This is a genomic window from Endozoicomonas sp. 2B-B (assembly GCF_053470045.1).
Window position 1 is genome coordinate 3,880,771 of record NZ_JBLZMU010000001.1, and the last position, 12,903, is coordinate 3,893,673.

The 12,903-nt window shown below is 47.5% G+C and carries 13 protein-coding genes; 5 read left to right on the forward strand and 8 right to left on the reverse strand.

Annotated elements, in window-relative coordinates; genetic code table 11:
* Positions 1–54 precede the first annotated feature (54 nt).
* The 4 genes from ACOMHB_RS14755 to hppD form a co-directional block, all read right to left on the reverse strand.
* Positions 55–912, reverse strand: coding sequence for a DUF4892 domain-containing protein (locus ACOMHB_RS14755; protein ID WP_422138076.1), 858 nt, complete (start codon positions 910–912; stop codon positions 55–57).
* A gap of 76 nt (positions 913–988) precedes the next feature.
* The gene (locus tag ACOMHB_RS14760; protein ID WP_448217188.1) at positions 989–1,837 is read right to left on the reverse strand and encodes an alpha/beta hydrolase; all 849 of its coding nucleotides are present in this window, start codon (positions 1,835–1,837) and stop codon (positions 989–991) included.
* Positions 1,838–2,037: 200 nt separating this feature from the next.
* On the reverse strand, positions 2,038–2,955 hold the full coding sequence (gene phhA / locus ACOMHB_RS14765; RefSeq protein WP_448217189.1) for a phenylalanine 4-monooxygenase: 918 nt from the start codon (positions 2,953–2,955) through the stop codon (positions 2,038–2,040).
* Positions 2,933–4,021 (reverse strand): 4-hydroxyphenylpyruvate dioxygenase, encoded by a 1,089-nt coding sequence (hppD, locus tag ACOMHB_RS14770; protein WP_448217190.1) that lies wholly within the window; start codon positions 4,019–4,021, stop codon positions 2,933–2,935. The genes phhA and hppD overlap by 23 nt, the downstream gene beginning before the upstream one ends.
* 307 nt (positions 4,022–4,328) lie before the next feature.
* Between hppD and ACOMHB_RS14775 the strand changes: the two genes are divergently transcribed.
* Complete coding sequence (locus ACOMHB_RS14775; RefSeq protein ID WP_317146321.1) at positions 4,329–4,796, forward strand: Lrp/AsnC family transcriptional regulator; 468 nt, start codon at positions 4,329–4,331, stop codon at positions 4,794–4,796.
* Positions 4,797–4,803: 7 nt separating this feature from the next.
* Here ACOMHB_RS14775 and ACOMHB_RS14780 read toward each other — a convergent pair whose 3' ends face one another.
* Together ACOMHB_RS14780 and ACOMHB_RS14785 are read right to left on the reverse strand one after the other, a co-directional pair.
* Positions 4,804–6,285 (reverse strand): hypothetical protein, encoded by a 1,482-nt coding sequence (locus ACOMHB_RS14780; protein WP_448217191.1) that lies wholly within the window; start codon positions 6,283–6,285, stop codon positions 4,804–4,806.
* A gap of 508 nt (positions 6,286–6,793) precedes the next feature.
* On the reverse strand, positions 6,794–7,072 hold the full coding sequence (locus ACOMHB_RS14785; protein WP_448217192.1) for a type II toxin-antitoxin system RelE/ParE family toxin: 279 nt from the start codon (positions 7,070–7,072) through the stop codon (positions 6,794–6,796).
* Positions 7,073–7,116: 44 nt separating this feature from the next.
* Here ACOMHB_RS14785 and ACOMHB_RS14790 point away from each other — a divergent pair.
* Positions 7,117–8,681 (forward strand): IS3 family transposase gene (locus tag ACOMHB_RS14790; protein WP_448215008.1). Its coding sequence is split into 2 segments (ribosomal slippage): positions 7,117–7,570 and positions 7,570–8,681, totalling 1,566 coding nucleotides; the frame shifts between segments, so codons are not numbered across the junction.
* 70 nt (positions 8,682–8,751) lie between these two features.
* Here the strand turns inward: ACOMHB_RS14790 and ACOMHB_RS14795 are convergent.
* Positions 8,752–9,042 (reverse strand): type II toxin-antitoxin system RelB/DinJ family antitoxin, encoded by a 291-nt coding sequence (locus tag ACOMHB_RS14795; RefSeq protein WP_448217193.1) that lies wholly within the window; start codon positions 9,040–9,042, stop codon positions 8,752–8,754.
* A 195-nt stretch (positions 9,043–9,237) separates the two neighbouring features.
* The gene (locus ACOMHB_RS14800) at positions 9,238–9,429 is read right to left on the reverse strand and encodes a hypothetical protein (RefSeq protein WP_448217194.1); all 192 of its coding nucleotides are present in this window, start codon (positions 9,427–9,429) and stop codon (positions 9,238–9,240) included.
* 206 nt (positions 9,430–9,635) lie between these two features.
* On the opposite strand from ACOMHB_RS14800, the gene ACOMHB_RS14805 reads away from it, so the two are divergent.
* The 3 genes from ACOMHB_RS14805 to ACOMHB_RS14815 all read left to right on the forward strand — a co-directional run bounded on the left by ACOMHB_RS14805 (position 9,636) and on the right by ACOMHB_RS14815 (position 12,831).
* Positions 9,636–10,193: a hypothetical protein gene (locus ACOMHB_RS14805; RefSeq protein ID WP_448217195.1), complete on the forward strand. Its 558-nt coding sequence runs from the start codon at positions 9,636–9,638 to the stop codon at positions 10,191–10,193.
* Positions 10,194–10,361: 168 nt separating this feature from the next.
* A complete protein-coding gene (locus ACOMHB_RS14810; protein ID WP_448217196.1) occupies positions 10,362–12,548 on the forward strand; it encodes a BAR domain-containing protein in 2,187 nt (728 codons plus the stop codon).
* Between the two features lie 13 nt (positions 12,549–12,561).
* Positions 12,562–12,831 carry a hypothetical protein gene (locus ACOMHB_RS14815; RefSeq protein ID WP_448217197.1) on the forward strand — a complete coding sequence of 90 codons (270 nt, stop codon included), beginning with the start codon at positions 12,562–12,564 and terminating at the stop codon, positions 12,829–12,831.
* Positions 12,832–12,903 lie beyond the last annotated feature (72 nt).

Here is a 12,903-nt window from a genome sequence, read left to right on the forward strand (position 1 = left end):
CCTGTATAACGAGCCTCCGGATATGTCTGCAGGCTTGATTTTCAAAATCTTATTCTACTGAAGCAACTGCCAATGCATCATTGCCTCTTCCTGATCTCCAACAATCCACTGAATCCGGAAACGACTGGAGCCAATAGCGTCTTCCCTCAGTCTGGATTGAAGGAGGCTTTTGAATTGTTGCAACCGCCTGCTGAGACTGTCCACCTCAGAGACTCTTTCAGCCGAAGCTGACTCGACCGTAATCAATAAGGCTCTGGTCTGGTTTTCAAAAGCCTTAAGCAGAGACTTGTAGGCTTCTGAACGGGCCAGGGTAGATGAACTGGTCGGCAAGGTGGTCATGACAACCTGGTTATTCCTCACTACTTTTGTTTTGCCTGCAGTGAAGATATCGACCAGGGCGTACTCTCTTTTGTCGCCTCTGCGAACCGTATAGGTCAGATAATAAACGGTCTTGCCATCGACTTGCTTTTCACCCAGAAAATAGGCTTGAGTCTTATCAAGTCCATACAAACGAGCTACATCAAAAACATTATTCGCCCAGAAATTACTGGCCCCACAGCTGAAACGTTCGCAGCTGTATACAGAGGTGACACCCAGTTTTTCAAACTGATCGGTAAAAAATCGATAGGCTTCGTCACTGCTTTTACCACTGGGCAGCTGGTAGAGTTTTCGATTGAGAGAGCCATCGAGCCACTGCTCTGAATCGGCAGTCACGACACCATTCACCTTTTTCATTGGGCTACTGATGACCGGATAGCTGGTCACCTGCTGTTCGAATTCAAGGTTGAGAGTGGCATTGGGAAACGGGACTATTTCATCAGCAATTAGAGTAGCAGAGGCAATAAGGCCACCTGCCAATGTTAAAGTAAGTGTTCGTCTTAACAAAGAATGAAAAATGGCTATGATTTGCATTTCAATCCCGACCAATGAAGTACCGCTTTTTTATCGGATATAAGTACCTTTCAGGTGCCTGGCCCGCCAGACAGAGTCAAGAACTCATAACAGTGTTCACTATGGTGGCTACAGAATCCGTCTCCCCGTCCATATGAAAGTGGTGGGAGCCTGGCATCGGATAAAACCGGACATTATCAAGACGTTCACGGTATGGCTCAATCAAAGCATCAACATAACCTTCTTTTGCGTAAAGCATGTGTGCATCACAGCTCATCTGTTCTGCAAAGGCCAGAGCCTGATCTTCTGTAAAACGAGTGGGAGAAGGCAACTTCAGACGTGGATCGGTTCGCCAGGTCCAGGCATCACCGTCCTGAAATAACGCTCGCTCCACCAGCAATGCGGAAGAGTCCCGCGATACTGGAAATTGTCCCAGACAACGTACGCGAATAGCATGCTCCAAAGAGCGGTAACGGTTTACTGGCTTGCCTTTTCGAAAGGTTTTTCGTTCCTGAATATAGGCCGCCAGGGCACTGGGAGTATCTTCAGGTTTTCTGGGCATGGGAAAAAGCCCATCCAGCAAAACCGCTTTCTCAATCCGATTCCCCAGAATGGCTGAAGCCATCACCGAAACAATGGCTCCCATTGAGTGTCCGATTAAACTGAAAGATTCCAGCTCCAGACTATCAGCGATCCCAACCAGATCTTCGACATAGTGCCAAATGGAATAATCCAATTCATCCGGTCGATGAGAGGAACGTCCGTGACCGGCCTGATCAATAGCAATCAAACGCACATTTTTCAGAAAGGGAGCAAGGGGAGCAAAACTGGCGGCATTGTCCAGCCAACCATGCAGGGCAATCAGCGGCTTTCCGTCCGGGTCGCCCCATTCCTGACCAGAGAAGTTCATCCGCCCAATACTGATTTCAATGTCTCTAGGCTCCATAGCTCTCTCTTGTCAGCCTCTTTATCTTCCACGACAGTGTGTCATTGTTTTCGCCATATACTATGGCCAGGAGCCTGTCGGTCTCATCACAAAAGTTTTCAAGCAGTTCTATCCATTCACCAAACAGCCCCGCAAGAATGCCGAAAAATTATCAGGATATTAAAGGTAAAGCAACCACACCCGAACCAGAGACAAGAGGCTCAAGCACTCTTGGGGGCGAATTTTGAGGTTAATAGTCCCCGTTTCATGGCTTCATGCACTTTTGCCATCAGATCTATTTCTGTCAGACTGTGCAACTCTGAAAGGGACTGGATAATAAAGTAGACCGGTTGAAGAATATCGATCCGGTAGGGAGTTCTCAAAGCCGTCATCAAATCAAAGGACAGACGCTCAGGATCCTCACTTTCGATAGCGTAGACCGTTTCCCTGAAGCTGGAGAGAATACCTCCTCCATATATTCTCAACCCTTCATCTGTCATGACCAGGCCAAACTCCACGGTCAACCAGTACAGCCTTGCCAGATAAACTCTTTCTTCTTTGCTTGCTCTGAGTCCCAACTGACCATAGGTTTCAGTAAATTTCGCAAAATCGGGGTTCGTCAATAAAGGACAGTGTCCAAATATTTCATGGAAGATATCCGGTTCCTCAAGATAATCCAGCTCTTCACGGGTGCGGATAAAAGTAGCCACCGGAAAACGACGATTGGCCAATAATTCAAAGAAACGGTCAAAGGAGATAAGAGCTGGAACTCTGGCCACCGACCAACCGGTGCATTCAAGCAGCTTCTCACTGATGTCATTGAGCTGAGGGATTTGCTCAGCAGAAAGACCAAGAATCCCCAGCCCCCTGATATACTCGGGACAGGCTCTCTTTTCGACCGCCCTGATCTGACGTTCATAGAGTATTCGCCAGGTTTCATGCTCTTCGGCGGGATACTCGATAAAACCCTTTTCATCAGGCTTTCGGGCTGTATACTGTGTGGGCTTCTTCAATCTGAAATTCCTTTTGCTGTGAAAAAAGCAATCGCCATAGCCATTTTCACAGCCTGGAGGCTGTCCGAAAACAGACAGCCTGATCTGAGAGATGCAAGAAAAGTCATTCTTCCTGCAAAACACCACGACGAATCTGATCCCTCTCCATGCTTTCGAACAGAGCCTTAAAGTTACCCTCTCCGAAGCCTTCGTCGCCCTTACGCTGGATGATCTCAAAAAAGATCGGTCCGATGGCGGTTTCGGTAAAGATTTGTAGCAGCAAACCGCCGTCTGAAGTGGGAGCACCATCCATCAGAATAGCTCTGGTTTTCAGGTCTTCAACCACTTCGCCGTGCCATGGCAGACGCTCACCCAGCATTTCGTAGTAAGTATCCGGTGGCGGCGACATAAACTTAACCCCCAAACCCCTCATTCTGTCTACCGCTTCATAAATATTTCCGGCTGTCAGGGCAATATGTTGAATACCCTCGCCCTTGTATTGCTCAAGATATTCTTCTATCTGGCTTTTATCATCAGAAGATTCATTGATGGGAATTCTGACCTTGCCGCAGGGGCTGGTCATGGCCCTGGACTTGAGCCCCGTCAGCTTGCCCTCAATATCAAAGTAGCGAATCTCGCGGAAATTAAAAAGCCTTTCATAAAAACCAGCCCAGTGATCCATGTTGCCACGTGCCACGTTGTGGGTCAGATGATCCAGTATTTCCAGACCGACTTCAGGTTTTTCTGTCTGATCCTGAACAAACTCAAAATCGCTGTCATAAATGGTGCCTGCCGACCCATAACGCTCAACCAGGTAAAGCAAAGCGCCGCCAACACCAACAATGCAGGGGATTTCACGACCATCGACCGAATATTCAGATTCGCCCTGCTCTGCACCCAGACTCAGCGCTCGCTCCAGTGCATACTCAGCGTCTGCCACACGGATACCAAAAGAACAGGCACAGGGACCATGTTTTTCATAGAAACGACGACCAAAACTGCTGGCATCACCATTTACCAGAAAATGGATATCGCCTTGCTTGTAAAGAGCAATATCCCTGGTTTTATGATGAGCAGATGCATGAAAACCGAGGCTTGCGAAAAACTCATGAAGCGCAGCGGGCTGCGCAGAGGCAAACTCTACGAACTCAAAGCCGTCTGTCCCCATGGGATTGATATCAGAAACCTCTGCAGAATGGCCAATACCTTTCATAAATTATCCTCATTTTATGGACGAATTCGGGCAAACTATCCCTTTAAAGTCCGCTATTCTATCTATCGGCCAGCCTTGGCAAATCAGACGTTTATTAGCTTCTTGTTAGTTCAGCTCAAGACTGCCAATAATCTGAGAGGTGTTCAGGGAGAAGAACTCACCAACCGTAACCAAGCGGCATTGGCCATTGAAAGAGCTGCATTTCCTTAGTAAATACAGTATAAAAGGGTGGTCATGCAAAATGGTTGCGACATAAAAAGCAATAAAACAACATCATGCAATTTGATTGCATATCAGGGCCTTGTTCATGATGACTGAATCTCTGGATAAGTACGACGTGAGTCTTCTGGATAGTCTGCAGAAGGAAGATGGAGTCTCTCTGGCAGACCTGGCTAACAAGGTGAACCTGTCCAGCTCTCAATGCTCCAGACGCATTAGCCGCCTGAAAAAGCTGGGCTACATCAGGAAGCAGGTGGCACAACTAAACCCCGAAGCCCTGGGTCTGGATGTCTCGGCTTTTGTTACTGTGACACTGGAAACCCATGGCAAACACTCTGCCGAAAGTTTCCAGACCTCCATCTTGCATATGGATCAGATACTGGAGTGCCACTCGATAACCGGTGATGGAGATTATCTGTTAAAAGTCATGGCACCCAACAGTCAGGCTCTGAATGAATTTATCATGAAAGAGCTTCTGACCTTGCCCGGCGTCAGTCATGTCAAGACGGCCCTGGCCCTGGCCTCGGTTAAATCCACTACGGCGCTGCCTTTGTGAAACAAACTTACTGACGCACTGCTCTCCAGAGTTCCACCAGAGTTTGCGGAACCAGCCCAAGCTCCTTGCTGTTTCCAGCCGCTAACCATTTGTCCATGTGTGTGAAGACATAATAATGGCCGGCCAAGCCCCAGTGGGCTTCTTGAAGCTCAGTCTTGGCATTCATCATTAGCGATAACAGCTTCATTAAATCATCACGCCCATCACCAATAGCATGATTGTGATGCCCGATTTCAAGAATATCGAAATAAGTGGAGTCACTGATGTTAACAGACTTCCCCTCAAAAAAAGGCTTATATTTGAACAGTCCCCTCAATAAGAATGCCAGGTCTTTATTCCAGTCCGTTGTCCTGGATAACCGATCCATGGCTTCTAAATAGTGCGCCAGGAAAAAAGCATTCCCGGGAGATGATGGAGAACCCGTTTGTAATTCCTGTCCCAGTTGCGTCAATGAATTATAGAGTTCATAGCTGTGCTGCTTAATGTCATTGGACAGTGTCGATAACAGTATGATGTAGCTCATACCGTGCCAGGCAGACATAGCCGGGCCCGCATAACAGTGGTCAGCTGTCAGAGACGGCTCGATGAGTTTTGGGTGGTAAAGTGTCACCGGGTGCAGGCCATTTTTGCGAAGCTTATAGAGCGCTTTTATATCAGGCGCGCCGAGAAAAAGAACAGGTTTTTCCGGTGATTGTCCGAAGGTCTCATGATAGAAATGTAATCGATTATGCTCGGCAATATCAGCCCAGACTTTTGCCATGATGGGTATCTGCACCAGGTTTTTTTCTCGATCATAGATAAACGGCTCTGAATTTATGTCCAAAATTCGAAGCCAGGTTAAAACCGCTGCCGCTTTTTCAGAAGTCGCATGAGGGCAACGGTCAACACGCGTTGCTGATTTGAGGAAAGCTTTCCGATAGCGCTCATCAAGGTTAACCTGGACACCCTGAAAAGAGCCATCACTAACAGAATCAAGCCTGCTTATTGATGCAGAACCAAACTGAGCAGCTGGAAGCAACTGGGTGATCCAGGCATTCAAAAGGTTGTCAGTAGTGAGTTGACCGGCAAGGTGAATATGAATGTAGACCAGAAGGTCGAACATTTTTTCCAGCACTGCGTCATCATTTTTGACTTTAGAATTTTCAGTGCCAGAGGCCGGTAATATAAAGTCATTATTGCTGATTTTCTCTACCAGCTGTTCCGCTTCCACCTTTAAAGATTCATCATCAATGATGTCATCACGAAAAACCTTCCAGTCCGAGGCAGGAACATGACAGAACAGGTAATATCTTTGATTATGCTTCAGCCGACTGAGGTAGTCCGGCTCCTGATTGAGACAGCTTGCAGGTTCAACCACCTCATCAGATAAGATCTCCAGACTCAGACCTGACAGAGGCAGTATCAGTGCCGTTAAAGTAAGAATACATCCAGACAGGAAATAATTTTTTTCAAATCGCCACGATAGTCTTGTCATCACATTTACTGACATGGATTGCTCCTCTATACCTTAGGCATTTCATAGAATGTAGTGCATTAGAAAAATGCTGGGACACATAGGGCCTGAAAACATGGGGACCAGAGTTTTGCGATACCTCAAATGGGCAGGGATATAGATGGAGGACTAACACCCTCCCCGTCACCCTCAGAAGAAACCATTCTTACCGGAGGTGAAGGCGGTTACAGCTTTGACGACAACTAGCAGCAAAAAAAACGGCTGCCCTGGATTCTTTTCCAGACCAGTGACACTAGAGCCTGATGGCACTTCCCGCCCTGTGACTGCCTGAAAGACTGAGGGATTTTATTCCCGGAACCCGGCTTTATTACGACTTGCTAGAACAGCATGGGTATAGCGAAGAAATCAATATCATCCTGCGCACTGATGGCCATAAACCCATCATTCAATCATCTTGGCAATGGACGCCTTCGACAACGCCATATCGATCTCGCTGTCAGAGGTCTGGAGCCGGAACGAAAACGTACGCTAACGGTCATAACCCCTATTTCGACAGTGGCCATTGCTGTGCGGCATGCAAAATGCGAAGTATCCGTATGGTGGTTTCACTTACCTTGTTCACAATGATGTAGTTTCCCCAAGCCACTAACTCCCTTGTACCTTCAACCCGGCCTACCCTGCCAATTTTGGGAAAATCCATAAGCTTTTCAGCTTTGGCCTGAATGTCGTCCTTGAGTCGAAGGGCCGCCTCTGGGTTATCATCGGAGATGTAATCAACAATGGTCAAAAGGTCCCGCTGTGTCAGGATAGTTGTCCCGCTCACTGATTAACCAATAAAAGCTAGACAGTGGGCGATGGACGTTGAATATGCCTCGTTTTTCAGAGGAACGTAAATCAGCTGTTTTGAAAAAACTGTTACCACCACACAATCGCTCTGTGCCGGATGTTGCCAGAGAGGAAGGTATCAGCGAACAAACCCTGTATAATTGGCGTAAAAAACTACGGGACAAAGGATTACCTGTGCCAGGGAACGAACAAAAATCAGAACAATGGTCTGCTGAAAGCAAGTTTGCCGTGGTCGTCGAAACCGCTGCTTTGTCAGAAACAGAGTTAAGTGAATACTGCCGTAAAAAAGGGCTTTATCCTCAACAAGTCAAGGAGTGGAAGCACGCTTGTATTTCAGGTGCTGTTCAGGCTTCTCAGCGTGCAGACCAGGAAAGCAAGCAATTAAAACAAGAGCGTAAGCGCAATCAGAGCCTTGAAAAAGAGCTTCGCCGTAAAGACAAGGCGTTGGCAGAAGCTGCAGCCCTGCTGGTGCTATCAAAAAAGCTCGATGCCTTCTACGGGATAGACAGCGAGGACAACTGACACCTGTCGATAAGCGCCGCCAACTGCTGACATGGTTTGATGAGGCTATAGCAAACGGCGCTTCTCGCTGGAAGGCTGCTGAACAATTGGAAATATCCCTGAAAACACTGAATCGCTGGCGCGATGACAATGGTGCAGTGTTAACGGACAAACGCCCGGATGCCTTGCGCCCGGTACCCTCTAACAAACTGACTGAGGAAGAGGAGCAACGTATTCTGACTATCAGTAATGAAGATGAGTATGCGAGCCTGCCACCATCGCAGATCGTGCCAGCCCTTGCAGACAAGGGAGTATACGTTGCTTCTGAATCTAGCTTTTACCGTGTGTTGAAAAAGTATGGTCAGTTGCACCACCGCGGTCGTTCAAGAAAGCGATCGAAAAGCAACAAGCCGACAACCTATGTTGCTACTGGCCCTAACCAGGTCTGGTGTTGGGACATCAGTTACATACCTTCCAGGGTACGCGGCCAGTTCTGGTACCTCTACCTGATACTGGACGTTTACAGTCGTAAGATTGTTGGTTGGGAGATTCATAGCCGTGAGTCTGGTGAGTTAGCCAGTGAACTGATTAACCGGACAATGGTGGCTGAAAAATGCACTAAAACACCGCTTGTACTGCACTCAGACAATGGGGCTCCAATGACGTCGAGTACCTTTAAGGCCAAGCTTGAGGAATTGGGCATTATTCCCTCTCATAGTCGCCCAAGGGTGAGTAACGATAACGCATTTGCAGAATCGATCTTTAAAACGGTGAAGTACTGTCCTCAGTGGCCATCTCAAGGTTTTCTGACGTTAGAACACAGTCGACAGTGGATGCTGAAGTTTGAGCGCTTTTATAACAATGAACACCGCCATAGCTCAATCCGCTTTGTGACACCTGCGCAACGGCATGAGAAAAGAGATCAGGAAATCCTGAATCACCGGAAACAGGTGTATACCAAAGCGCGAGAAGCTAATCCAACGCGCTGGTCAGGAGTTATCAGAAACTGGGAGCCTGTAGGTGCGGTTGCACTGAATCCTGAGCGGTTGTCTGAAGCAAGAATTAACGAGAAAAAGGCAGCCTAAAATTCAGTTTTCGGGACAACTATCTTGAAAAACTCCGAGGTCGTTACGAGCAGGGCCCAACCACTCCAATTTATGCACGTTGTTTTTTCCTTTCGATCAAGGCTTGGGCTTCATCCATAACCTGGTTATGGGATAAAACATCTTCAGAGTTCAAGGCTTCCTTAACCCGCTCCCGGAACCAGGCATCATGCGCTTCAGGGTCACTGGTGAGGCCGACGGGCAGGCCACCTTCTTTGGTTATCCGGGTTAGCAGGATCCGAACCGCATCAGACAGGGTTAAGCCGAAGTTGGCCAGCTTTTCGGTCGCTTCTGTTTTTAAAGCAGAATCTACATGGACGTGCAACATTGATGTATGAGCCATAACAAATATCCTTTTTAAGTAATGTTTATTTAGCATGTCTCTCATTTGAGAGACGGTCAAGTATTGGGAGCTTCACTATTCCTTTTCTCCTTCGGGCCACGTATTTTACGACTCGTTCCCACGCTCTGAGGGTGTCACAAAACTCTCTCCAGCATGGGAACGAGTTGACTCTCGTCATTCCCGACTTCATTCTCGTCATTCCCGCGAAGGCGGGAATCCACACTGACTCACCACCAGAACCATACTGCCCGGTGCCCCCCTGGCCTTGTCATCCCCGAGAAGGCAGAGATCCACCGTTGGCGCTGGATTCCCGCCTTCGCAGGAATATAGAGCACTCTGGCAATGGCGGTTTCCACCAGTGTGTACAGAATCGCACTGCTGTGACATGAGAAAATTGTACCCGGAATATACTGCGCTTTGTGTACATTGCACTTTTCGAAGAAATGGGCGCAATACCTTGATGGAGATGACAAATGGAACTATAAATTTGGCAGTTTTTTCCGCTTTATTCAGGCTCTTTTCCGCTTAACAATTGGGACATGACAAATAGCCTGTGTCTCTCTTGATGATTTCAACCCGTCCGGAGAACGGTTATGCAAGAGTACGAAGAAATGATGGGAGAGCTGATCGAGCTTGGCATCAATGCCAACCCCGTAGCACCTTTTTCCTGCTGCATCCTGGACCCCTGCGGCCAGATTCTGGTGACTGCCGCTTATGCCCGGCATATCAGTCCCCTGTTCAGCGCTGAAGGTCTGGCCCTTCATGCATTGGCACAGAACTATCATGTCCGCCGGGATCAGGAGCTGATTCTGCTGACCAATACCGAGCCGGACTGCGCAGCCATGTCGACGATTCTCTGGTGCAATATGCACGATATCAACATTGCCAGAATCGCCTACGGCGCTTCAAGAATCAGCCTCAAAGAACTCTGGGATTGCTCTTTCGGATTCGAAGCCGTCGAAATTCTCGACCGGGCAGGAAAAGACAACAAATACCGGCCTGAGTTGATTGGCCCAATTCTCGAAGATGACTGCCTTGAAGCCTTTAAAGATGCCAGGGCCTTGTCTGATCAGGGTGATCGCCCGGTATTATCACTGGATCTGCACGACTTTTGGATACCAGGTGACTGGATGCTCGAACTGGAAAACTAATTCTCAATCGGTGTACCAATTCCGACCGGAGAGGGAGCGTCCCCCAATAATTGACAAGGGTTTGGCGCACACGAAACTGGCTTAACAACTCATGTTTCTCTGGCTTTTTATGATAGGTTAAAGTTTACACAGCCCCCCATCAGCCTCTTCATGGAAGATTAAGCCGGTATGCGAATACCCAGTTTTGTCAGCTCAGTCTATCGCTCTCTGCACAGTGGAATTGGCCGTCTCTCCGGTTTCTGGCTGGGTCATAAGGTCAGGAGTCTGCCCACACAAAATACGCTTCCGACAGTTCAGCCCTTTTCTGCAAAAACCTTGGCACACTGGCAAGTGACTGCCAGAGGTCAGGGAGAGGAACTACTGCAGTTGCGCCACAAAAAGCTCTGGCAGCGTGAACTGAATCAATTTGTAGCGTCTCTGGAACAGCACTATTCGGACTTTTATGCAGACAAAAATCAGCTGCGCAGCAAAGTAGCCTTTGTATTAACAAAGCTTGGAATGGCTTCTGGTCAGATTAACTCACTGAAGCCTTCAGGATTCTTCGCATCAAAAGTGAATAACAGAAAGCTGTTCCTGCTTGATCGCTATCTCGCCTGTACAGACCCGGTTGAGTTTGGTCGAATCTGGTTAAACGACGGTGGAAAACTTGATCAGGGGTTTGTGTTTCACTGTGTTTATCCTGCCAGAACAGAAGAAGCACCACTTTTTACCAACAATGAGCTCAGCCAGATGGGCTTTATCCATCGGGAAGAAGACAACAGTTACACACTGGTTTCAGTCGATATCACGCTCGACCATATTGAACTGATGGAACGAACCCGCAGGTCCCGACCGGTTAAGGCGCTGGTGTCTGAACAAACAGGCCTGATGACATTACAAAAGCTGGAACACTTCTGTCAGTCCCTGTCGCAACAGGTCGATGAACCTTTGAAGAGTCAGCTTTGTGAACCCTTGGATGAAAACCATTTGATTAACCTGACTCTCCTACCCGGAATTCAGTACTTTGATGGACTAGAGCAGTCCATCAAGCGTTTTGTAAAAGCATTTCAGGCCGGAAAGACCCTTGAGCAGCAACTGCAAGCCGCAGAAACTTCAAATCCCATTCAGCCGGACTTGATAGAGTGCCTTGTGTCGTGGAGTTCAGCCTCCCTGGATGAAAGCACTAAAAAGATGCTGGCAGCAATGTTGTCCGATATTCAACAACAGCAGTTGACTCAGGAGAGACTTAATCATTACATCATGGGACTGCTGATTCAGGCCCCCGAGCAAATGAGCATGCAGAGCCAGCTTTTTACCCTTATCGCCCGGCACCTGACAAATGATCAACCTATCCATGGAATTCAGAACACTCCCTGGCAACAAACATTTCATCAGGATATGACTTTTATTGTACAGAGGGTTGAACGATTCAATAATTCTGATAGAAATTTAAGAAATTTCTACGTTGCAGACATTCCCACATTGCTGGTCCAAGTGGCTTCAGGAACGGAAATTTTTTCCTACGACAAAGGTCTATCACACCTGTTTGCTCTCGTTGAGGAAATACACGATGCCTGTTCAGTACCCAGTGTTTCTTCTGACACCCGCCAAATGATCGGGGAGCCTTCAGAAAAATGGCTGAGCCATATCACAGGCGAATTAACAAAAAGATTACCCGTGGCGTTAAAGTATGGTCTTAACCATGACATGCCTGTTTCCCCGGAATTTCTGGGCATAAAAGAAAACATGACGAAAGAGTGGCAAGTCATTCTGAACAGTATTAACGATTCCAACGAAATGCTGAGCCAATTTGAAAAGGACCGCGTGCGAACAGACTATCAGTTCAAGGTAGCTACTGGCAGCATAAAGCGAAGAAAGGATCAAACTTTTTCTCGTATCGGACATACGCTGGAAGTCACTCAACTGATGCGTTTTCTTGGCGACATACGTGCTGCCAGGACTCTGTCAAAACTTTTGACCCAGACTTTTGCTGCTTACCAGACCAAACTTGAGACTTATCGACTGTTTAAGGTGACCCCCTTTCTGTTGAATCCTATGGGCAGGGACGCTGACGATAACCACCAGATAACCGTCACACAACTGGCAAACGGTGACCTTGCCGTTGATTACACAATGATCGCCAGCAAACCACCCTATTCACTGGGAGCAAAAGGTGCCGGGATTATGGGACTGGAAACATATCAAATTTCCGGCAGATCCATTGTTTCCATGAAAGATCTGAAACGGGATGTCGTTGCAGCAACAGAACCAGAAGTTACAGTGAAACTGAGCACCAAAAACGGTCAAATAGAATGGTATGTTGATGAAAATACTCAACTGGTTCAGATCCCCTGCCCTCATTTACCGCCGGAATAATAAGCATTTATTAATGGGAATTCAGGTATTTACAATACCTGCTGTGACGCTCTCCGCCTTGTCAAGGGCGGTTTCTGACTTCACAGGCTACAGCCAGCCTATAGCGTCTGGACTTATAAAGAAGCCTTCATCAGCAGTAATCGGGTGCCTCTCGGTTGTTTTTTACGGCAAACGGCAGGTGACGTCGGAACCACCGCTTGGTCATAGGCAGGAAATCAGACCGACCGAACTTACCCTGAAAAACCAGAAAAAGTCAGTAACTGAATATCTGAAACAGGATTAAATGGAATATTAAAGTGAGTCTCTTGGAGATAGCAGCCTTTGAGATGTTTTTTCTACAGACTCGTTACGTGAC

Excerpts from the sequence above, each read along its gene's own strand:
- ACOMHB_RS14755 (WP_422138076.1), bottom strand. The coding sequence starts at position 912 with ATGCAAATCATAGCCATTTTTCATTCTTTGTTAAGACGAACACTTACT.
- ACOMHB_RS14760 (WP_448217188.1), bottom strand. The coding sequence starts at position 1,837 with ATGGAGCCTAGAGACATTGAAATCAGTATTGGGCGGATGAACTTCTCT.
- hppD (WP_448217190.1), bottom strand. The coding sequence starts at position 4,021 with ATGAAAGGTATTGGCCATTCTGCAGAGGTTTCTGATATCAATCCCATG.
- ACOMHB_RS14775 (WP_317146321.1), top strand. The coding sequence starts at position 4,329 with ATGATGACTGAATCTCTGGATAAGTACGACGTGAGTCTTCTGGATAGT.
- ACOMHB_RS14780 (WP_448217191.1), bottom strand. The coding sequence starts at position 6,285 with ATGTCAGTAAATGTGATGACAAGACTATCGTGGCGATTTGAAAAAAAT.
- ACOMHB_RS14795 (WP_448217193.1), bottom strand. The coding sequence starts at position 9,042 with ATGGCTCATACATCAATGTTGCACGTCCATGTAGATTCTGCTTTAAAA.
- ACOMHB_RS14800 (WP_448217194.1), bottom strand. The coding sequence starts at position 9,429 with ATGTCACAGCAGTGCGATTCTGTACACACTGGTGGAAACCGCCATTGC.
- ACOMHB_RS14805 (WP_448217195.1), top strand. The coding sequence starts at position 9,636 with ATGCAAGAGTACGAAGAAATGATGGGAGAGCTGATCGAGCTTGGCATC.
- ACOMHB_RS14810 (WP_448217196.1), top strand. The coding sequence starts at position 10,362 with ATGCGAATACCCAGTTTTGTCAGCTCAGTCTATCGCTCTCTGCACAGT.
- ACOMHB_RS14815 (WP_448217197.1), top strand. The coding sequence starts at position 12,562 with ATGGGAATTCAGGTATTTACAATACCTGCTGTGACGCTCTCCGCCTTG.